Genomic DNA, 21,851 nt, shown 5'->3' on the forward strand with positions numbered 1-21,851 from the left:
TCGCGAGATGTTTGTTCACTGTATAGAAACCATGTTAATTAAATATTATCCAGTAAATGTAAATATTATTCATGTTAGATAATCAGACTTAATATGTTGAGGTATGTCTCTTTTTAGCTATTATTAAATAAAAAGGAGACATACCTATGCAAATTAATGAAACTCCTGCTTTCTCCCCGACATTACATACGATACAAGCTTTCAGAAAGCTCTTTGAAATTGAAAATATACTACGTAATCTAATTGTTGAATTTAATCCTGATTACAAAAAGCGTGTATACAATCCAACGTTAGGTACTCTTATTAGCATAGGTGAAAAAGTTGTTCCACGAAAAAGTATTAACAGGTGACACGTTATCAAAACTTTATTGGGTCATTGATATCAGAAATAAAGTTTGCCATATGGATAATGTAACTGAGAGAGAGTATAACCGTATAAATGAATGCTGGAAGTCTTTGATGACCAACTTTAAAGCCTTTCAACACTCTTCAGACAATCAATATCCACAAACTCAAAGTCATCATCATTAAGCCTTATTTTAATCCGCTTTGACTGCATATCTACCCTGTCGATAACCCCGACTACATCTTTATAAAAACCATCATTCCAGTAAGATAGAGAAATTTGCAATTCGTAATTGAGTGAGTCCATAACTACAATTCCTATTTCCTGCAATTCCTGTTCTTCTAATTCAGGCTTAGGTACTTTCTTGTGTTCTTCTTTAAGCTTTCTAAGTGCTTCAACGTGCTCGGGCAGCATAATACGTGAGCCTTCCCAGCGCATATTAGATCCTTTTGATATTTTATTATGTAACATTGAGAACACCTCACTTATAATGTATCCCTATTATATGCGAATATATGTTCGTTCATCAATCAAAAAGTAAAGCCCTCACTAAGATGGCAAGTGGGGCTTTCTTACATGGTAAATTGATTTTTTTTTGGGTGTTTGCTATTGATGAGAGCAACCATGTTAACATTATGATATCCAATTAATTGGAAAAATATTCTGTGTCTAATTTCCTTATTGTGGCGGTTTGTTATATGCAAAAAGACCCATGTACTCTATGCCTAATAATTCTTTCCTTTCCTGTTCAGCGATTTGTAATAGCTTGCTTTTTGCTACATCGGCAGATATGTTATTTTCAATATTAATTTTGGCTTCACGCTTCTCAACTACACCATCTTTGTCTTTTAATTCAATCATAAACGAATGATAATTCATAAAAATCAACTCCAATTAATCCAACTTTATTAAGTGTATACATTTTGTTTGCACACTATAATTCCTTTTCAATTCCTTCTCAATACGCCACTAATATCACAGTGTAGACGACTTCTTGTTTCACTAACGCTACCCTTTAGAATAAGAAATCTTTATAACCACTTGATTTCAATTTCTCTATTGAAGTTGGCATCATTAATGATTAAGGGTTAAATATCGTTAAAAGTTTTAGCTTTACTAATTCTGTATGCAACTAAGTAGATAACAATATAAATTGGGAATGAATAAAAAGGAGTCCATTGCCCAGATGAATATAATCCTATCCATTCAATTAAAGGTTCACCTATAAAAGAGATAAATGTTGAATATATAATCGCTTTTAAAAAAGGATGTAATGTTGGTTTAAATTGTAACCACAGCATAGTTATTACTGGTATCAAGGAAAAATCCCAAGGAGAAAAGCTGGGAATAGTAGGGAGGAGTTTACCAGAATAATGCCATACTCCGAAAACCACCCCTAAGAAGTCTAACCATGAAGTAACAAGCATCGTAAAGCTTCCTACCAGAAGAAGTCTTGCCTCACTACCTCTTTTGCGAAATAAAAACCAAAGAACCCATGGAACAACCGCTAATGCAGATGAAAGCCAAAACTCCCAATGCCATAAGGTATTTTCTTGCCAATACTTTAAATACTCCATTTGAATTTGATGAATTTGATGATAGAATTCTCGTGATTTTTCTATTTTGTCAGTATCAAGTAATGGTTTCATCTAATATAATTCACCTTTCCCTAGTACTTCTTACGCACCATTATGTCCTGTAATTATTATGCTATTCTGCTTCTTAGTTTAAATATTATATTTCACAATTTATGGCTTTATAGATCAAAGAAGCCTTCAGTTTTAGCAATTGTTTGTATCTCTCGTATAGCCTTCATAACTTTCTTAATCGTGCTCGTGCTTGGTGTGTAATCTGGAATAGAATAGCAGAGGATGTAGCAGGATACCAAGACTACATTAAAGAGTTTATTGAGTATGATTTAGCAAACGATATATTAAGCAACAGTAGATTGACTGTAAAGAAGCGAAACATTTATGATATTTATATTAGAATAGAAGAAAGACGACCTAATTAAAACTGGTCGTCTTCTTTTTGTTTCGCATGTTCAATTAATATTAATAATTCATCAATTTCAATCTCCAGTGTCTCACATATCTTACCTATTGTATCTCTTTGATATTGCATAGCCGTATCATTATATAATCTTCTTAATGTTTCGTACTGCAAGCCACTCATCTCTGCAAACTTTCTGATTGAAATGCCACGTTCATCCAGTATGACTTTCAAGTTAGACTTAACCCTTTGACCCATAAACTCACCTCTATACATTTACCAAATAAGTACAAGATGTGGCAACATACAAAAACAAACTATATCAGAGGAGATGTTAATTATGGGGAATTATCGTTTAGTAGGAAAAGTAGCAGGGGAAGTTGGAATCACTATGGAACAGGCTGTGGAATTAGTGGATCGAATTAAAGCAAATAAGCTATACAAGCGTGATAAACAATACGTAGGTAATCCAGTAATTTTGTTAGGCTTCTTATTGACCAAGATTAAGCTAAATGGTCAGTTGAATATTCTTGATGAAGTTTTAGAGGGTAAACATAATGAGGAGTCATTAAGTCATTTAAATAACATGAGCTATAAAACGTATGTGTATTTAACTGCTTAAAGATGAGTTAACGACAAAAAAGAAGTGAAAACACTTCTTTCATGTCTTTTTAAATATTCCATTTAGAGGCGAAAAACTATTATGCTGTCTTCTCACATCCATGTTAGTCATCTGTATATATTTTCTAACCATATTCATGTGACCATGCCCTAATATTTTTTGAAGACTAAAAGGGTCGCCTCCATTCATGATATAGAGCAATGCTCCTGTGTGGCGAAATGTATGTGGAGAAACACGTTTGTTTTTAATCCCAGCTAATTCACCGTAGTAAGTTAATCTTTCTCTAAATGTGGATGCTGATATATTTCTTCCATCATACGTCAGGAAAAGATCATCTGAACCAAAATCAGTTGTTTCTTCAATATAATCAGCTAACAGTTTAATTGTTTTAGAGGAAAGTGGAACAATTCTTGAACGTCTAGTTTTGGTATCAGTAGCTTCAAGTTTTATGAATCCAGAATCAAGATCAACGTTGCTTCTTTTAATTGAAACAAGCTCAGAGATTCTTACCATTGTATCTAAAAGGACTAAGATCATTACCTTATCACGGAAACCTGTATACATTTCTTCATCTATTACTGAGAAGAGTAGTTTTAACTCATTTACAGTTAGAGACTCGATTGTATCTTGAGGGGTCTTCACAGGCTTAAAGCTTTCATGGATAGGATCTTCAATATAATTTTCTAGGTAGCAGAAACGGATAAATGCTCTTAATGTTTGTATTCTAACGTTTACAGTAACAGGAGAGAGTGATTTTTCATTAAGCATATAGCCTATGAAGTTACGGAAAACATCTTTTGTAATCTCGCATCGGTTTAAATCTTTACCAATAAACTCTTTAAAATAATTAAAGTTGTTGTAATAATCACTGATAGTTCTTGGTGCAAGTGCTTCAGACTTTTTAACAATCATAAAAGCATTAAACATCTCATCAAGCGTCATTTCATTCATCGAAGTCTTTGTTGAAGTGGTTTGACTCTTAGTACGTTTGAATTTTCTCAAAGTTGGTTTACTCATAAAAAATAGCCCCCTATTTAAAATATTAGGTGACTACAGGTAAAACTATCAATACGGTCTTATCAAACGGACTGTATCGGTCTTATGTATTTCGTTTAGAAAACCGTGTTGGACTTATCATTTAAATTCAAATAATTCTTCGGTCAATGAATTCTCAAAACCTTTGCTACATTAACTGATTTGGCGGGACTGTGTAGGAATCGAACCTACCGGAGACGGCACGCGCCTCCCAAGCGGTTTTGAAGACCGTGGCGAACACCACAATTTCAAAAAATCCCTATATACCAATGGTTTGACCCCTGTGGATAAACGGTCTTCGCCATTTACTCCACTCGGTTTAATTACTATTCACACGTTTATTATACCTATACAGCAATAGTTTAGCAAGGAAGCACATACACTTAGTAGGTGCATTTTTGCGAGTGAAAAGTTTTGCTGTTTTATTGGAAAGGAAAGTGTTTCACAAACGAACAAGTTAAAATAGAAATGAAACATACGAGTTAGCCAAAAATTGGAGGAAGTATGGTATATATAATATAGGATTTATATTACAGTGTAAGAATTTAAGGGTGTTTGAACAAAATAATGCAATAAAATGTTTAACATTGTAAAAGAAATTCTATATAAATATTTTTGTTATGTGAGAAGGAGAGGTTTAATTATGTTTAAAGAAGAAGATTGGATTTTTAATGAAGAAGATGCCGAAACTGAAGAGAATTACGTTTTCGATGATTATGAGATTACTTCTTCACCTAACGATTTTAATATTTTAACCATTTTCAACTTTTTAGAATCAGGTGTGGTTAAAATACCTTCATTTCAAAGAAATTATGTCTGGGATATCAGCCGAGCATCTAAGCTTATAGAATCATTAGTTATCGGCTTACCAATTCCGCAAATATTTCTATATGAGGAATCACGTAATAAATTCCTAGTAATTGATGGACAACAAAGACTTATGTCTATTTACTATTTTATGAAACAGCGTTTTCCAAGAAAAGACAAGAGGACAGAATTAGGGAATATTTTCGACAAAGAAGGAAAAATACCTGATGAGATATTAGAAAGCTCAGAGTTTTTTAGACCATTCAAGCTGAAATTAGCGGATAACCCAGAAAAACTGAATAAACTAAATAATTTAACGTATGAAACTTTAGGGGATTATAAAACAAATTTTGACCTTCGAACAGTACGAAATATTATCATTAAACAAAATCAACCTGCAAATGATGACTCTTCTATTTATGAAATATTTAACCGTTTAAATTCTGGAGGTCTCAACTTACGTCCACAAGAAATAAGGTCAAGTCTACATTATTCAATATTTGATGACATGCTAAAAAGAATTAATCAAGACGAAAGATGGAGAAGAATCATAAGGCAACCTAATCCAGACTTACGGTTAAAGGATATTGAAATATTATTACGTGGATTTGCAATGTTATATGAAGGAGAAAACTATAAAGCGCCAATGGTAAAATTCCTAAATAAATTTGCAAAAGCGACTCAAAAATTTAAGGATGAACAAGTTGGATATTTAGAAGAGCTTTTTTATTCGTTTCTTAATAGTTGTGAAAATTTAGAGCCGACCGCTTTTTGTTCAAGTAATGGGAAATTCAATATCTCGACGTTCGAAGCAGTGTTCACTGCAACATGTAAGCAATATTTACAAAAAAAATCATATGTAGACCACTATATTGAACATGAACTTGTTCATCAGTTAAAAGAAAATCCAGATTTTATTGAAGCGACCCATTCTGCTACAGCTAGCAAAGAAAATGTAACGATACGGCTAAAAATCGCAGAAGAAATACTCGAACAGAAATAGGGAAGTGTATAGAGTGGATACTATAATAGATATACAGTTCAAGGAAAATGAAGAGGTCTTAAATTTTTTGGAATCGCAGCATGAGATATCTTTTCGGAATGATGTAGATAATAAATTAAAGAAAGTTTTACTTCTGTCTGTTGCGAGTTTTTTTGAAAAAGAAGTAACGGATTTAGTGATGAATTATATATCAAATAAAACAGAAGACAACCATTTAATTGTTTCTTTTGTAAATAATAAAGCTATAAGTAGACAGTACCATACTTATTTTGATTGGAAAGGAAAAAATGCTAATCAATTTTTTGGGCTATTTGGTTCTGATTTTAAAAAGGAAATTGAGAAAGAAATTAAAGAAAAAGAATTAGAAACTGCAGTTAAAGCATTCTTAGAGCTTGGGGGATTAAGAAATAACATGGTTCATCAAAATACAGGAATATATAATATTGAAAAGACAACAAAGGAAATTTATGAATTATATAAAATTGCTTTATCCTTTTTATCCTTTCTAAATGAAAAATTCTCTTGAAACAAATTGAAGTGTAACAGATTCTAGGACATACATCTATGGAAATGGTTAGAGTGTACGTCAACTTGTTTAGTGATGATGAATGGACAAGCATAAAACATTTTCACCTCTAAATAAATTGAATTTCAGAATGTGATTATTTGAAGTAGCTAATCCGTAACTCTGCTCCATCTTTCGGCAATATAAAAATAAAATATAAAAAAAGCCCATTTTCCTAGAATAGATGGGCTTTTTTTATATTTTATTGACAAATGAATAATAGAATGATATAATAAAAAATACCTCTTTATTAATTATTTTTTGCGTAGTTATTCTATCTTATCTTAATAATACACGAAATCAATATCTATTGTCAACAGATTACTAAAAAAGAAGATTTTTTTTAGGGGGTGAAAATAATGAGATAAGACACCAAAATTTAATATTCCAAATACAAAGTGAGAACAATGAAAATAAACGATAAAGGGGATACGTAACGGTGCAAACAATTACAAGGATGGAAGCAGTTGAACGCTTTGGGAATTATATTTGTAAAAGGCATTTCAAGAAGAATAAATCGATAAATAGCATAGATATTGAGAGAACTCTCATTAGGACTATGCTACAACATTATGAAAGTGTTGAAAGAGCAGGTTATAGCAAGAATACATACTATATTCTGGGTGATGTGCGACCAGAACCGATTGAATATTATCAAGTAGATATAGGAGCAATCTTAAAGGCTACTAAAAATAGAAGCAGAACCTATCCAGAAGCGTTTTACAAAAATGATACTTGTACTATTTATAGTGCAATTAATACAGTTGCCAATAAAATTTATGTGGGAAGCACTAAGAGACAACTAGCACGAAGAATTAGTGAACATAAATCACACGCTTATAGCAAAAATAGCCTTAACTATAATACAGATATTTCAAAAGCGATAAGAAAGTATGGATTCGATGCTTTTATATGGGAACATATTCAACATTGGGATGATGAGGAAACATTAAAAGATGCTGAGGATTTGTGGATTATAAATTGCAAATCAATTCAAAAGGGGTATAATTCCAGATTCAATAACATTAAATTCGATGTTAAAGAACTAAAAGCACAGAATATCTAATTTTAATACCTTAGTAACCTTAGTATGTTGCAAAATTTAAATAAGCCGTTTTGGTACTTTTTCGGCTAGGCTTTAACAAGCGGTTTCTGCTTGTTAAAGGATGGTGGTAAAAAGTACATAGTAAAAAGGATGATTTAATGCACTTATATATATTCTTTTTTAAGGGATAGAGCTTGAAACCGTTGGTACATAAGGGTTTATTTTGAGGTTTTGCACTATATTGAAATATGCATGAGGTAAAAAAGGGGAATTAATCAAATGAACTACTATACAGAGGAAGAGTTGAAAAGAAATCTACAATTCAATGAAAGGGAAGTAACAGTACCATTGCCAAACAGCATTTTTGAAATGCTTGCAACAAATGAAAAATTATTAGAAGCGAAGGCCCCTCACACAGCAGTAGCATATACATACATATTTATTGTAACATGGCTTTACAGATTTGCAAAGTATGGAACGTTGGAGCATGAAGAGTGTGATGTGAAAGCAATAAAAAAGATTTTGGGCTACTCATCAATCACTAAAGACCTTGATTATATTGTTAAAAAGAATGGTGTGTTAGAGCAAATAGGTCTTATCAAAACAGTGTCATTTAAACAAGCACCAATTAGTTGGCATTGGGATAAAGAAAATAATGTGTTTGATGGCTTCACCACATATGATGAAGAACAAAGTGAAAGGTTTCCAGAAGATATTCAATGGCTAAAAGATAGGGGTATTATTGAGACAACTATTAGAAACAAGAAAATTAAATATCCAATCTTCGCAGTAGATGACTTAGAGGAAGAAGTTTACGGTACATTCTGGAATCCAGATAACACTCACATGATTCCATTTAAAGTATTCTTAAAGTGCATGACTAATGAGAAACTAGGTTGCACAGCATTTATGATTTATGGATACTTACATAGTCGTTGCGGGATGAATGGTGGAAGTATTGGAGTATCAATTGAAACTATTTCAGCACGTACAGGTATTAGAGAATCTTCAAGAGACAGAGCATTAGATGCACTTAAAAAATACAATCTTATCAAATGTCATGCAGAAGATTTTATAGTTGGAAAAGGAGATTTAGAAACACCTGCAAATACATATGAAACGGTTGTAAATGCCAACTTATTTAACGATGAACCACAATATTATCGGAATCGTACTGTAATGTCATTAGAGCAATACGAAAAGCATCAAGAAGTGATAGAAGCTTTTAATAACTCCCCATTATAATTTTGTATTCTAAGAGTAATTGTAAAAGGTTATGGATTGAATGTATTAATATATATTATATATTTGACACTACGTATGAAACCATCAAATGATTATAATTTATGTATTACCTACACTCAATTGATAACCTTTTACCAAATCCAATTGAAGTATGCGCTTTATCTTTATGAAAAGCTTTCTATAATGGAAAAACGACCTTACGGTCGACCTAGGTATAGAAGCTATTAACTAAGGGTAAAACGCGATAACCACATCAATGGGAGGTTTAACTCATAACCCGAAATAGAAGAGGTTACACGTAAATTAAAAAGCCAGAATGAAAAGAGATAGAGAAGCTGATCTAGTCTTAATAGATGAATAAAGTTCATGGCAATGGATCAACAAGAAGATAACATGTTCTTTCATTTAATTAATGACTTATATATTTTTGGGAAGGAGTGTTTCAAAATAATTTTTCAGTCTACTTAACGGTCACGCAATCCCGCAGTTTCTGTTAATCTAATTATGTAAATAAATTAATTGTTCCATCTTCTTTTAAGTCTGAAAGATAGATTATTAAGTCATCCTCTGTTAGTCCAATAGCCTTAATTAATGAATTTAGGTATTTTTTCTTTGTGTCATTGTTAGAACTTGTGTTGATATAATAGCCGGTATCTAATAATTGATGACTAGCCCCGGTAGGATTTTTTGAAACATAGTTAATTCCTATTAAGTCTGGGCTATTAATAGCTTCCATAAACAATTCGGGGTCTAATTTATAAATTTCTGAAAGTACACTCACATATAAATCTGTCATACTTCTAACAAGATGTTTTTCATCCATGAAAGAAAAATATTTTGGCTTAACTTCTTTCCATTCATCATCGAAATCTAGAATCATGTTATAATTTTCTTCAATTGTTTGAACTTGTGGGAAGATCCAGATATTTTTAGCGAGAGCATATAACCTATTCGCTCTTTTTAATATTTCTTCCTCATTCCATGTATCTAAATTAATCAAGTCACTGTTAAGTCTACAAGGACTATCTCTAAAGCCTTTGTTCATATCTCTTTTTTCTGTAAAAAATTTATTACCCATCTCCCCGTTAAACCTTGTCAATGTTAGGTTTCCAATAGTATGAAGATATTTATTGTGTACTTGTTCCCAATTATTACCCAGAGCATTAACCCATTTTGCAGAAAGATTATTTGTTTGTGGTAAAATATGTTCTATGCTAAATTCTTCAATGTTTAAAATTACTTTATTATCAGTATTAATTAGTTTGTCTAGTAGGTATTTACATAGTTTCAAAGTGTAAATGTCCTTACTTAAAAAACTAGCTTTAAACTCATCATCGTTAGGAAATCTTTGAACACCTCTTTTATTTGCTAATATTCTCTCAACAGATGTTATATGGTCTTTGGTACTATTGTCTTTGATTAGACTTGTAGTTATTTTACTTAGAGAGTTTGGAGGTAAACCAACAATTACTCTTCGCACAATACAGCTTTCTAGCAATTTTAGTATGTAAATAAAGGCCGCTTCAGTTAACGATCCGTTGTCGTAATCTACATATAACTCCAAAATGAATGGATATACAACTTTTACATCTAATTTAATAAAATCAATAAGGTGACTGTTAATGTTAGGGTTAGCTTCTTTTTTATGAACTATTTTCTCATACAATGTTGAATAATAGTACATATCTTTCACTAATTCTTCTACGGATTTATTCGTTCTATTATAGGTAACATAAAAAAATTTCTTAAACTCATCATAAACATTATTTTTATTTGGATATTTTTTAAGTTTTATAATCAGATAATCTCTAATAAAATCTGATAAGGTCTCTTTTAGTGATTGTTCCATGGGGTACCAATATGAGTTGTATATTTCCTTTTGGAAGTTATCAACTAAATCCATTAATAAAAAATTTCTGATTAAATCTGCCTGCTCGAGTTTCACTCCTGTTGAATTTAAACTCTCAAAAATGAGCTGAGGGTCATCCTTTGTTCTTATAAGAGAAACAGAAACAATAAGTAACTTGCCAATTCCTTCAAATAACGAATCAATATTTAATTCTTTATTTTTAATTTCATTATAAAAATAATCAAAGTTATTGTATATATTCTGATTATTATTAGTAATGGGTAATTCTTTAACTAATCTATCGTAAAAATCTTTATCATGTTTTGTTAAATCTAATTTTGAAAGAAAGTCTTCAGGTCGGTTAGTTTCATCCTCATCAATAACTAGATATTTCTTTAACAGTTTTGTAGGTGTCGTTTTATACTTTTTTGGATTCTCTTTTAAATATTTGACCATTGCCATTAATAAAAGCGAAATTGTCGTAAGTCTTTGTTGTCCATCAATAATCGTTAATTTGTTTACTTGTGTAGCTTGATAATGTTCATCTGTAATATAAACAATTGAACCTAAAAAATGTGTTTTATTTTGTGGGAATCCTGCATTAATAACATCAGATAATAGTTTTTTACAATTTAATCTAGTCCATTTATAAGTTCTTTGATAAACAGGTATTACAAATTGATGATTCGCAGACTCGAGGAACTTTAGTATATTACTGCCTATGGCTTCCATTAATTCACCTCGTTTTTTATATTTATTGTAACATATTGTTTTTATTAACAGTTATTAAAATAAATGTGAATAATTCGTTGCTAGAAAGGTAAATAAGTGGTTAATAGGAAAGAAAAAAGATTAGTTTATTTAAAGGGTATTCTATTATTAGAATAAATAATACTATATAACCCATTGAAATTTTTAAAAGTGGCTGAGTCGAGACAGATTCAGTATGTATGATAAAAAGCAAGTAAGTGGTAATTATACTGATGTAATCTCAGAGTTTAAGGAGGTTGGTAATTATACTGAGACATGGGTGAAGCTACAAAAATTCTATAATCAAAACAGTAGAAAATGCAATTTAAGGTTCATGGTGCTAAAACCCCTTATTATAAGAGTTTTAGTTGATAAAACAGGATTTTTATTAATTTATTTAGTTTTTAGTGTTACAGCTCCACAGTTTTGTTAAATATATTAGACCGTACGAAATTTGAGTTAAGTAGTGTCAATAGAGATACTTTTACGTACGTTTTTATTAAATCAAAACCAAGAATCCCTAATTTTAATTAAGGGTTTCTTTATGTTTAATTAGCTACAAAGAATAAAAGTATTATTTACACTTAATACCGATAGACTACACTTTAACGGTAATGAACAGATAGAAAAAGAATCCTAAGTATATCAAGGCTTTCAAGAAACAGTTTTATTACCGTTTGACTATTACCGTAATTAAAGGTAAAATATGATTAAAGATGATAATAATGGAGTGGTTTAAATGAAAACTGTTGGTTATATCCGTGTAAGTAGTGAAGGACAAAATATCGCCCGACAAAAGAAGTCATTGAAAGAAGCAGGATGCACAGACTTTTATATTGAAAAGTTAAGTGGTGCTTCAATGGAGCGACCAGAATTACATAGAATGTTAGATGAACTTGAAGAGGGTGATATGGTGGTTATTCATGAAATGAGCCGCTTATCTCGTTCAACTAAAGACTTATTAACAATTGTTGAAATAATTCAGAGTAAGGGTGCAGGATTGAAGTCTATCACTGATAAATGGTTAGACCTCACGGATGATAACCCTATGAGTGAACTTCTATTTACTATCTTTTCAGGTCTTGCACAGTTTGAACGTAAAATGATAAAGCAACGACAAAAAGAAGGTATTGAGATAGCTAAGACTGAAGGTAAATTTAAAGGACGTAAAACGAAGTTAGTTGAAGGTGGCAAAGAAGAACAACGAATGAAAGCGATAATCGAAGCCTATAGGCAGGGGAAATCTATAAATGATATACGGACAACCTTTAAAGTAGGTACAGGGACTATATATAGATTGTTAGAGAGGGAGGGAATTAAGTAAGGAAAAAGGTACTAAAAGGATGTCTTCTTTCTTTTTAGGTGCGCGGGTACTTATGACCAAAAACAAAGGTTTAAAATTATAAATATGTTTTAGCTCTACCGATCCTGCAATAAGAACAAAAATACAGTTTATAACCCTAGTGCCAAAAGAGGAGGTTATAGTTTGATTGATGAATATATAGCAAAATTGATAAGATTAACTATCAAAAAAGAAATAGAAAAGATAAAAATATTACTCGGACAGATACCATTTACTAAAAAGGGGATGGTTTTTGAAGAATATCTCAAGGAATTATATAGAGGCAATGGATGGCTAGCTGTTAGAAATGGTTCTAAGAATGATGCAGGAGCAGATATTCTTTTATATCATCCCCAAACTCCAGATACTATCTCAATTATAGTTCAAGCTAAAAATCATGCAAGGCGTCTAACATTTGATGATACAAAGAGCGAATTAATTAAATTTGAGGAAAAATCAAAATTAAAGCATAAGTGTAATAGTTACATATTGGTATCAGTTGAAGGGTTTGTTAAGGAAACAAAAAAATTAGCTGAATTTAATATGCGTTTAGAAAATTGGGACTATGTAGAAGAATTAATTGATAAATATAGTAGTTCCAAGAGAACAAGTGAACCAGAGATTGAGCTATTAGCTCACAATAAAAGAGCGTATGCTAATACTAAAAAACTCTTTAAAGATTCCAATAAAGTAGCTGTTCTTCATGCTACAGGAACGGGTAAAAGTTATATTATTATTAAGTTCTTGTCGGATTATATAAATAAAAGATGTTTAGTTCTGGCACCCTCTAAATATATTCTTAATCAATTAAAATCAAAATTCAGTTGGTCATTTCAAGATACAAAATTAATGACATATGCTAAACTTGCAAAACTTTCTGAATTAGAAATAGAAGAATTTAATTTTGATTTTATAGTTTTAGACGAATTTCATAGGTGTGGTGCTAAAGAATGGGGCAATGGTGTTCAAAAATTATTAAATAATAATTATAATTCGTTACTATTAGGTACAACAGCAACTCCAATAAGGTATTTAGATGATAACAAAGATATGTCTGATGAATTATTTCAAGGTAATGTATCATCTAGTTTAAGTTTAGCCGATGCAATAGCAAAAAATATTTTACCCATGCCTACATATGTTACTGCACTTTATACTATTGAAAATGAACTGAATAAACTACAAGATAAGATTACTCGTAGTGATGATTCAGAAAATGCTAATTTCTTATCTCGGTTGTTAGAATATAAAAAAAATTGGGAGAAAAGCAGAGGTATTCCAAAAATACTAAACAAATATATTAAGAAGGATAATAATAAATTTATTGTCTTTTGCGAAAATAAAAAACATCTAAGTAATATGGAATGGTTAGTAAAAATGTGGTTTACGATGGCAATACCAGATATAAGGGTAAGAGAATATAGAGTAGTAAGTGGCGATAAGCAAAGTGATAATGAATTAATCAACTTTAGGTCGGCGAGTAACAAAAATGAAATACACTTACTATTTTCTATAGATATGTTAAATGAAGGTTTGCATATTGATGATATATCGGGTGTAATACTACTCCGAAATACTACTTCCCCTAGGGTGTTCTATCAGCAAATAGGTAGAGTGTTACAAACAGGAAGCATAGATAAAAAACCACTCATTTTTGATTTTGTTAATAACTTTAATAACATATGTGCTGATGACTTTATTTTAGATTTGAAAAAATCTAGAGAACTTGAAAGAAAAAAGAGAAATACTGTAGGATTAGAAGAGGATTTCCCAAAATTTACAATATTTGATGAGACGAAAGAGGAATTAGATTTTTTTAAAGAGATTGAATTAAAGTTAAACAACGCGTGGGAATACAGATATGAACAACTTAAAGAGTATCACAAAAAAAATGGTAACTGTATGGTAAAACGTAACTATGAAAATAAGTCACTTGCATATTGGGTTGTAACGCAAAGAAAGTTGTATAAAAAAGGGCTATTAGAAAAAGAGCGAATAGATAAATTAATTGAACTTAATTTTGAATGGGGATCAGATGAACAATGGTTATTAAGGTTTAAAGAATTAGAAAATTATTATGAAGAGTTTGGCACAGCTAATGTCCCTAGAAGGTATAAAGTAAATAATTTTGCCTTAGGACCATGGGCAGTTACGACGAGAAATTTATATAAAAAAGGGGAATTATCAAAAGAACAAATTGGTTTATTAGAGGGCATTGGATTTAAATGGGATATGCGTTCACAAAATTGGAATGATATGTATGAGCAGTTGATAGAATTTAAAAAAGAGTACGGAAATTGTGATGTTTCAAGAAAGATTCATAGAGATAATTTGAAACTTGCTAATTGGGTAGGGAAACAAAGACAGCTTTTTAAGCAAGGTAAGTTATCAGAAGGAAGAATAGAAAGACTGAATGAGATTGGTTTCAAATTCGAGTTTCAAGATTATAGAAATCGCAAATGAAAATATGGCATAGAATATTTTTTGAATACACTTTTTGGCACACTTATAAGGTAAAGAGTGTCTCTGATTTATAGTGATGGTGGCTTATAACCATATTTAGAACTTTATTTAATGATATAAGCTTTGCTCTTTAGCTCCTTCAATTAAGGGGTGAATACATACAGTGTAGAACATAAGAAAAGGCCCTTAATAGACAGTGTTTTATTGTGCACTTATCTTATTTTATTGATATAATCCTTACAATCTGCTTTATTATCAGTTGTTTTTAATATCAAAATTAACAGGTCGTATGACATTATTTTAAGATATGCTTGATAAATCGCATAATACCAATGGTTGAGGGTTTAGACACTCTAGTTTGACTCCAAATTGTGTTACTTATACTGATACATGCAAGATTAAAGGTGGGTTCATTTTTCATGAATCCACCTTAATATTTTTCCCTCGCCTACTTATACACGCTTTTCAAAGCGGAAAAAGAGTTGTGACGTTTTTTAATATCTGTATTAGCCATTTGTACGTAATGTTGCGTCATAGAAATGGTTGTATGACCAAGAATTTCTTTAAGGGAAAAGGGGTCACCACCATTGATTGTGTAAAGCACAGCCCCAGAATGTCTCCATGTATGAGGACTAACGGATTTTTTTATTCCTGCCGATTCACCATAGACCGCTAATAATTTACGTAATGTGTTTGATTGAATTTGTTCACCATCATAAGTCAGAAACAATAATTCATTCTCGAAGTCATCTGTTTCTTCAATGTACTCTTTCAGTAATTTAACAGTACGAGTAGAGATAGGTACAATACGGTCTGTTCTCGTTTTCGTTTGATCTGCTTCAAGTTTAATTATTCCTTCTTTTAGGTTCACATTGGTACGTTTCATAGAAAGTAATTCAGACGATCTGACCATTGTATCTAATAGAGTGAATAACATGGTTTTATCACGGAAACCTGCGTACATGGAATCGTCAATTTGATTAAATACAAGTTTCATTTCAGCAGGGGTAAGGACATTAATTTCCTTCTTAGGTGCTTTGATTGGTTTGAATCGTTCGTGAATGGCTTCTTCAATATAGCCTTGTTCATAAGAGTAACGGATAAATGCTCTCATAGTCCGTACACGAATATTTACAGTAGATGGTTTTAATTTAAGTGACTTTAACATGAAATTACGGTATTCAAGGAAAATGTCAGTGGTAATATCTTCATTTGGAATATCGACTTCTATAAAATCAATGAAATAGTTAAAGTGTGTTTCATAATCCTCCAAAGTACGTGGTGATAGTCCTTCTGATGACTTGAAAATAAAGAAGCGTTCAAACATTTCTGTAAGAGTAAAGTTAGTCCGAGTGATACGTGGTGTGTCTTTTTTGATAGGTCCTGTACGTCTGCCCTTTTTAACTGTTTTACGTTCATTAAACATAAAAAAACCTCCACAAATTGTATTGTGAAAGCAATTAAACGTCTATGTATTCCACTCGGTCATATAGACTCGGTCTCCCACGGTCTACATGATTTTTACGTTTAGTCCGTGTGGTATGGAATTAGGGTCAATTTTAAAAAACCATTGCTACATTAACTAATTTGGCGGGACTGTGTAGGAATCGAACCTACCGGAGACGGCACGCGCCTCCCAAGCGGTTTTGAAGACCGTGGCGAACACCAGTGTCACAGCCAGCCCCATTGAATATTGATTTATCAACTTTTTTGTAAGTAGCGTACGGTTGTCTCTACGCACGCTACTTATTATGCACGACCAAGTTATTTCCGTCAAGTAATAGCAAAAAGCTTATAAAATAAGAGTTTTTATATAACGTTATAGCTATTATCCAAAAGTCTTAGACCTAGTAAAATAGCAATATCCCGACTTGCAGAAGGGTTTAAAATAGGAAAATAATTTCTCATAGTTGGAACACATTGACAATTAAATTGGCATTAACTAGAATCAGAGTAAATTGAAAGTAAAAAAGAAGTGTTTTTGCACTGGGTCATTATGACTATTTTTCTGAAGGCAAGATATTTTAGGTTGTTATATGATCTAACTGTCAAACCAATGAACTACCTATGCTTGTATCAGCTATATTAATCTATTTATTGTAAAAAATTATTTGATCAAAAAAGACAATTTTTAGGAGAGTACATATTTTGAAAAAAGCTATTGCATTGTTTTCACTTGCGGCAATCATTGCGTATGTTTCATTATACGTTTTGAACAATGATAAGAAAAATGAACAAATTGCAGATTTTGATGCTGGAGAAGAACAAGTAGAAGGTGTTGAGGTTATCGTCGTTGCTAGTGAAGACGACGAAGAAACTGAACAGGTTGAAACCACCGCTGCTGTACACGAAGTGATCAGTCAGGCACATGAAACATTGAATAATATAACTGGGTGGGATAACCACAACAAATATAAAGATAGTACAAGCGACGAATGGAAAGGAATTACCCAATCCCTGCATTCACATGCAGACCGTATTGAAGCGGCTTCTGATTTAATAGAAGGCGACTTGAAAGAAGACCTTGAGGATTTTGTTATGATCACAAGATATGCAGCTGACAGTCACGACCATTCGGCACTTCTTTATTCGCACCGAATTATTCACGATGTTGACACGGTTTACAACGACAAAGAAAAATCAACGTTTAATGCTTCCCGGTTATCCAATTGGGGAGGTTCGGCAAAACGAACGATTGAACGATTACTTGGGGAGACGGGAAGCGACGAATAATATCGTCTTTCCTTTTTTTATTGGGGAGAAGATCATAGAACGATATGTGTAGGTTTGTTGCATGACCTTGCTTTTTTCCGTTCATTCACTTTTTTCAAAGAACATGAATATTATATTTTAGTACTACAAAAAATGAATGAGAGCCAACTCTTTCGTATCTCATTAAAATTTCATATACCAAAGTTAATTGGAAAATGTTGTTGACACTCCTTCTAAAAGCGCTTACACTGAATCTAGTTATTAGATATTAGAGTAGAAATTTGAAAGAGTTGTTGCTTGTGGCATTGAGTAAAGATAATCGTATTGGTCGACACGCGGTTCTTCTGTTACTTTCTGACGATTCAGCTGGACAGCTAGCAAAGCTAGAGCAGTCGAATTGGATGGGGTGTACCGGAAAAGTCGGTTCGATGGAAGCACATAAAGTAGTGGCAGCAATAGAAACTGCGGCTAAGAAAAATGGGATAATAAAGTCAGACGTATATCGTGAATCTCATGCGTTGTATCATGCTATCATTGAGGCGTTACATGGTGTAACAAGGGGCCAAGTTCAGTTAGGGTCAGTCCTTAGGACAGTTGGCTTAACCTTTGCCGTATTACGTGGCAATCCATATGATAACGAGCAAGAGGGAGATTGGCTTGCGGTTTCCTTGTACGGGACGATCGGCGCACCAGTAAAGGGATCTGAGCATGAAACGATTGGTTTAGGAATTAATCACATATAAACTGCCCATAGTATTTTAGTTAATAGGGGGCTATATCTTGAAATCTTCTTTGGATTTCAATGATATAGCCCCCTTTTCTATTGCTCCTTTACTTAACTAAAGAATCTGAAGGGAGAGAAAAGCATGGTTACATTAAATGGTCAAACGCTAACATTTGCTGAAGTGCGTCGCGTTCTTTTTGATGGGGAAAAAGTGACGTATACAGATGAGAGCATGAAAAAAGTGAAAGAAAGTCGTAAAGCGGTTGAGAAAATCGTTGATGAGGAACGGATTGTATATGGGATTACAACGGGATTCGGGAAGTTTAGTGATGTCTATATTGGCAAAGACGATGTAGAGGCATTGCAATTAAACTTAATTCGCTCACATGCTTGTGGAATTGGCGAGCCGTTTCCAGAGGTTGTCTCACGTGCCATGGTACTTTTACGCGCGAATGCCTTGTTAAAAGGCTATTCTGGTGTTCGGCCGGTTGTGATTGAGAGATTGTTAGATTTAGTAAATGCAAATATTCACCCTGTCATTCCGCAGCAAGGATCACTTGGAGCAAGTGGTGATTTAGCGCCGCTTTCGCATTTGGCACTTGTCATAATTGGCGAAGGAGAAGTTTTTTATAAAGGAGAAAGAGTACCGGCTATTGACGCTTTGACGAAGGAAGGAATTTTCCCGATTACATTAACGGCTAAAGAAGGCTTGGCGCTCATTAATGGAACGCAAGCGATGACGGCCATGGGAGTAGTTGCGTATGTTGAAGCAGAGAAGCTCGCTCATCAATCGGAAGTAATTGCTTCTATGACAATCGAAGGATTACGTGGCATTATTGATGCATTTGATGAAGACATTCATCTTGCCAGAGGCTACAAAGAGCAAGTAGATGTAGCGGAGCGAATTCGAACGTATTTAGCGGATAGTCAGTTAACGACAAAGCAAGGAGAAATTCGAGTTCAAGATGCTTATTCGATTCGCTGCATTCCACAAGTGCACGGGGCAACGTGGCAAACACTGAATTATGTCAAAGAAAAATTAGAAATTGAAATGAATGCGGCGACGGATAATCCACTTATTTTTGATAATGGTGAAAAAGTATTATCCGGTGGAAATTTCCATGGACAACCAATTGCGTTTGCTATGGATTTTCTAGCGATTGCGATGGCAGAGCTTGCAAATATTTCCGAGCGACGGATTGAGCGTTTAGTGAATCCGCAATTAAATGATTTGCCACCGTTTTTAAGTCCTGAGCCAGGGTTACAATCAGGTGCAATGATTATGCAGTATGCTGCAGCATCACTTGTTTCAGAAAATAAAACATTGGCTCATCCAGCAAGTGTTGACTCGATTCCTTCGTCTGCGAATCAAGAAGATCATGTCAGCATGGGGACAATTGGATCAAGGCATGCCTATCAAGTTATTACAAATGTTCGTAGAGTATTAGCGATTGAAGCGATTTGTGCAATGCAAGCAGCAGAATGTAGAGGAACAGAAAAAATGGCACAAGTCACGAATCAATTTTTTACAAAAGGCAGAGAATTGGTACCAACAATCAGTAAAGATCGTGTGTTCTCAAAAGATATTGAGGCGATGAATGATTGGTTAAAAGCAGGATCATTTCAATTTACGAAGAAAACGACAAACATTCATTCATAACATAAAGGAGAGGGTATTATGACAACTCAAAAGCGAATCATTCAAGCAAAAACGGGTGTAGAAAAAGAATGCAAAGGCTGGGAGCAAGAAGCTGTCTTACGCATGCTTTATAACAACTTGGACCCAGAGGTTGCTGAGAAGCCTGAGGATTTAATTGTGTATGGAGGTATTGGCAAAGCGGCGAGAAACTGGGAATCTTTTGACGCAATTGTTCATTCATTAAAAAGTCTAGAGGCTAATGAAACGTTGTTGATACAGTCAGGGAAACCAGTCGGAATGTTTAAAACACATCCGGCAGCACCAAGAGTCTTGCTTTCAAACTCTGTATTAGTTCCAAAATGGGCCAACTGGGATCATTTTAACAAGCTTGAAAAAGAAGGTTTAATGATGTACGGACAAATGACTGCAGGTAGCTGGATCTACATTGGGACGCAAGGGATTTTACAAGGAACGTATGAAACATTTGCAGAGATTGCTAGGCAGCAATTTGGTAATAGTTTAAAAGGTACATTAACGTTAACTGCCGGTCTAGGGGGCATGGGTGGAGCTCAGCCATTAGCGGTGACAATGAATGATGGCGTTGTGATAGCTGTTGATGTGGATGAGTCGAGAATCCAAAAACGAATCGAAACGAAATATTGTGATAAGATGACGAGTTCATTGGATGAAGCGCTTGAATGGGCACTAGAGGCAAAAGAAAATGGAGAGCCACTTTCAATTGGTTTAGTAGGGAATGCTGCAGCCGTTCATCACGAGATGATCGCTCGCAATGTTCATATTGATATTGTCACCGATCAAACGTCTGCTCATGACCCGCTAAATGGCTACGTGCCTGAAGGATTTTCTCTAGCTGAAGCTACTCTTCTTCGTGAAACGGATGCGACTAGATACGTTCAATTAGCAAACGCAAGTATGAGAAAACACGTAGAAGCAATGCTTGAACTGCAAAAGCGAGGCTCGATCGTGTTTGACTACGGAAATAATATTCGACAAGTGGCACAAGACGAAGGCTTAGAAAATGCTTTTGACTTTCCAGGTTTTGTTCCAGCGTACATTCGTCCATTATTCTGCGAAGGAAAAGGACCGTTTCGTTGGGTCGCGTTATCTGGTGATCCAGAAGATATTTATCGCACGGATCAATTGATTAAAGAGTTATTTCCTGAAAATGAAGCATTATGTCGCTGGATTGATATGGCACAAGAGAAAGTTGCCTTCCAAGGCCTTCCATCTCGTATTTGCTGGCTAGGCTACGGGGAGCGCAAGAAAATGGGGCTTGCGATCAATGAGCTTGTTCGTAATGGCGAGTTAAAAGCACCCGTTGTTATTGGACGCGATCATTTAGATTGTGGGTCGGTTGCTTCACCGAATCGAGAAACAGAAGCGATGTTAGACGGTAGTGATGCAGTTGGGGATTGGGCAATCTTGAATGCATTAATCAACACATCTGCAGGTGCAAGCTGGGTATCGGTTCACCATGGTGGTGGTGTAGGAATGGGCTACTCCTTACATGCTGGGATGGTTGTCGTTGCAGATGGAACGGATTTAGCAGAGGAGCGACTGGAGCGCGTTCTTACAACAGATCCTGGTATGGGTGTCATCCGGCATGCTGATGCAGGATATGAGCTTGCGAAAGATGTAGCGAAAGAGAAAAATGTCGTTATTCCGATGGATGAAAACAAGTAAGAAAGAGG

At 33.7% G+C, this 21,851-nt stretch carries 19 protein-coding genes, 2 tRNA genes and 1 pseudogene; 13 read left to right on the forward strand and 9 right to left on the reverse strand.

Features of this window, described 5'->3' with window-relative positions; all coding sequences use genetic code 11:
• The first annotated feature begins 146 nt into the window (after positions 1–146).
• Complete coding sequence (locus tag SLH51_RS13050; RefSeq protein WP_335961739.1) at positions 147–350, forward strand: hypothetical protein; 204 nt, start codon at positions 147–149, stop codon at positions 348–350.
• Positions 351–469: 119 nt separating this feature from the next.
• Here the strand turns inward: SLH51_RS13050 and SLH51_RS13055 are convergent, their stop codons facing one another.
• The 4 genes from SLH51_RS13055 to SLH51_RS13070 form a co-directional block, all read right to left on the reverse strand.
• Positions 470–817, reverse strand: coding sequence for a YolD-like family protein (locus SLH51_RS13055; RefSeq protein WP_335961740.1), 348 nt, complete (start codon positions 815–817; stop codon positions 470–472).
• A gap of 207 nt (positions 818–1,024) precedes the next feature.
• Positions 1,025–1,225 carry a hypothetical protein gene (locus tag SLH51_RS13060; RefSeq protein WP_335961741.1) on the reverse strand — a complete coding sequence of 67 codons (201 nt, stop codon included), beginning with the start codon at positions 1,223–1,225 and terminating at the stop codon, positions 1,025–1,027.
• 209 nt (positions 1,226–1,434) lie between these two features.
• Complete coding sequence (locus SLH51_RS13065) at positions 1,435–1,995, reverse strand: CBO0543 family protein (RefSeq protein WP_335961742.1); 561 nt, start codon at positions 1,993–1,995, stop codon at positions 1,435–1,437.
• 361 nt (positions 1,996–2,356) lie between these two features.
• Entirely contained in the window at positions 2,357–2,596 is a 240-nt protein-coding gene (locus tag SLH51_RS13070) for a helix-turn-helix domain-containing protein (protein WP_335961743.1), read from the reverse strand.
• A gap of 82 nt (positions 2,597–2,678) precedes the next feature.
• On the opposite strand from SLH51_RS13070, the gene SLH51_RS13075 reads away from it, so the two are divergent.
• Positions 2,679–2,960, forward strand: a complete 282-nt coding sequence (locus tag SLH51_RS13075; RefSeq protein ID WP_335961744.1) for a hypothetical protein — start codon at positions 2,679–2,681, stop codon at positions 2,958–2,960.
• Between the two features lie 39 nt (positions 2,961–2,999).
• Here SLH51_RS13075 and SLH51_RS13080 read toward each other — a convergent pair whose 3' ends face one another.
• Both SLH51_RS13080 and SLH51_RS13085 read right to left on the reverse strand, forming a co-directional pair.
• Positions 3,000–3,977, reverse strand: a complete 978-nt coding sequence (locus tag SLH51_RS13080) for a tyrosine-type recombinase/integrase (RefSeq protein ID WP_335961745.1) — start codon at positions 3,975–3,977, stop codon at positions 3,000–3,002.
• A 181-nt stretch (positions 3,978–4,158) separates the two neighbouring features.
• Positions 4,159–4,255, reverse strand: a tRNA-Sec gene (locus SLH51_RS13085).
• Positions 4,256–4,638: 383 nt separating this feature from the next.
• On the opposite strand from SLH51_RS13085, the gene SLH51_RS13090 reads away from it, so the two are divergent.
• From SLH51_RS13090 to SLH51_RS24640, 5 genes and pseudogenes are all read left to right on the forward strand, one after another.
• On the forward strand, positions 4,639–5,805 hold the full coding sequence (locus tag SLH51_RS13090; protein WP_335961747.1) for a DUF262 domain-containing protein: 1,167 nt from the start codon (positions 4,639–4,641) through the stop codon (positions 5,803–5,805).
• Positions 5,806–5,818: 13 nt separating this feature from the next.
• Positions 5,819–6,331, forward strand: a complete 513-nt coding sequence (locus SLH51_RS13095) for a HEPN domain-containing protein (protein WP_335961748.1) — start codon at positions 5,819–5,821, stop codon at positions 6,329–6,331.
• Positions 6,332–6,809: 478 nt separating this feature from the next.
• Complete coding sequence (locus SLH51_RS13100) at positions 6,810–7,436, forward strand: GIY-YIG nuclease family protein (protein WP_335961749.1); 627 nt, start codon at positions 6,810–6,812, stop codon at positions 7,434–7,436.
• 258 nt (positions 7,437–7,694) lie between these two features.
• Positions 7,695–8,660, forward strand: a complete 966-nt coding sequence (locus SLH51_RS13105; protein ID WP_335961750.1) for a hypothetical protein — start codon at positions 7,695–7,697, stop codon at positions 8,658–8,660.
• Positions 8,661–8,945: 285 nt separating this feature from the next.
• Positions 8,946–9,083 (forward strand): annotated as a pseudogene (locus SLH51_RS24640) (DnaA ATPase domain-containing protein); the annotation flags it as partial.
• Between the two features lie 79 nt (positions 9,084–9,162).
• Here the strand turns inward: SLH51_RS24640 and SLH51_RS13110 are convergent.
• On the reverse strand, positions 9,163–11,241 hold the full coding sequence (locus SLH51_RS13110) for a DUF262 domain-containing protein (RefSeq protein WP_335961751.1): 2,079 nt from the start codon (positions 11,239–11,241) through the stop codon (positions 9,163–9,165).
• 757 nt (positions 11,242–11,998) lie between these two features.
• Between SLH51_RS13110 and SLH51_RS13115 the strand changes: the two genes are divergently transcribed.
• Positions 11,999–12,583, forward strand: a complete 585-nt coding sequence (locus SLH51_RS13115; RefSeq protein ID WP_335961752.1) for a recombinase family protein — start codon at positions 11,999–12,001, stop codon at positions 12,581–12,583.
• 162 nt (positions 12,584–12,745) lie between these two features.
• Positions 12,746–15,064 (forward strand): Helicase associated domain protein, encoded by a 2,319-nt coding sequence (locus SLH51_RS13120; RefSeq protein WP_335961753.1) that lies wholly within the window; start codon positions 12,746–12,748, stop codon positions 15,062–15,064.
• Between the two features lie 448 nt (positions 15,065–15,512).
• Here the strand turns inward: SLH51_RS13120 and SLH51_RS13125 are convergent, their stop codons facing one another.
• Together SLH51_RS13125 and SLH51_RS13130 are read right to left on the reverse strand one after the other, a co-directional pair.
• On the reverse strand, positions 15,513–16,490 hold the full coding sequence (locus SLH51_RS13125; protein WP_335961754.1) for a tyrosine-type recombinase/integrase: 978 nt from the start codon (positions 16,488–16,490) through the stop codon (positions 15,513–15,515).
• Positions 16,491–16,652: 162 nt separating this feature from the next.
• Positions 16,653–16,749: transfer RNA gene (locus tag SLH51_RS13130), tRNA-Sec, on the reverse strand.
• Between the two features lie 463 nt (positions 16,750–17,212).
• Between SLH51_RS13130 and SLH51_RS13135 the strand changes: the two genes are divergently transcribed.
• The 4 genes from SLH51_RS13135 to hutU all read left to right on the forward strand — a co-directional run bounded on the left by SLH51_RS13135 (position 17,213) and on the right by hutU (position 21,843).
• Entirely contained in the window at positions 17,213–17,797 is a 585-nt protein-coding gene (locus tag SLH51_RS13135) for a hypothetical protein (RefSeq protein WP_335961755.1), read from the forward strand.
• 278 nt (positions 17,798–18,075) lie between these two features.
• Positions 18,076–18,519, forward strand: a complete 444-nt coding sequence (gene hutP, locus SLH51_RS13140) for a hut operon transcriptional regulator HutP (RefSeq protein ID WP_335961756.1) — start codon at positions 18,076–18,078, stop codon at positions 18,517–18,519.
• Positions 18,520–18,642: 123 nt separating this feature from the next.
• Positions 18,643–20,160, forward strand: a complete 1,518-nt coding sequence (gene hutH / locus SLH51_RS13145; RefSeq protein ID WP_335961757.1) for a histidine ammonia-lyase — start codon at positions 18,643–18,645, stop codon at positions 20,158–20,160.
• 18 nt (positions 20,161–20,178) lie between these two features.
• A complete protein-coding gene (gene hutU, locus SLH51_RS13150) occupies positions 20,179–21,843 on the forward strand; it encodes a urocanate hydratase (protein ID WP_335961758.1) in 1,665 nt (554 codons plus the stop codon).
• The last annotated feature ends 8 nt before the right edge of the window (positions 21,844–21,851 follow it).

The organism is Halalkalibacter kiskunsagensis (assembly GCF_037027555.1).
GTDB lineage: Bacteria > Bacillota > Bacilli > Bacillales > Bacillaceae_D > Halalkalibacter > Halalkalibacter kiskunsagensis.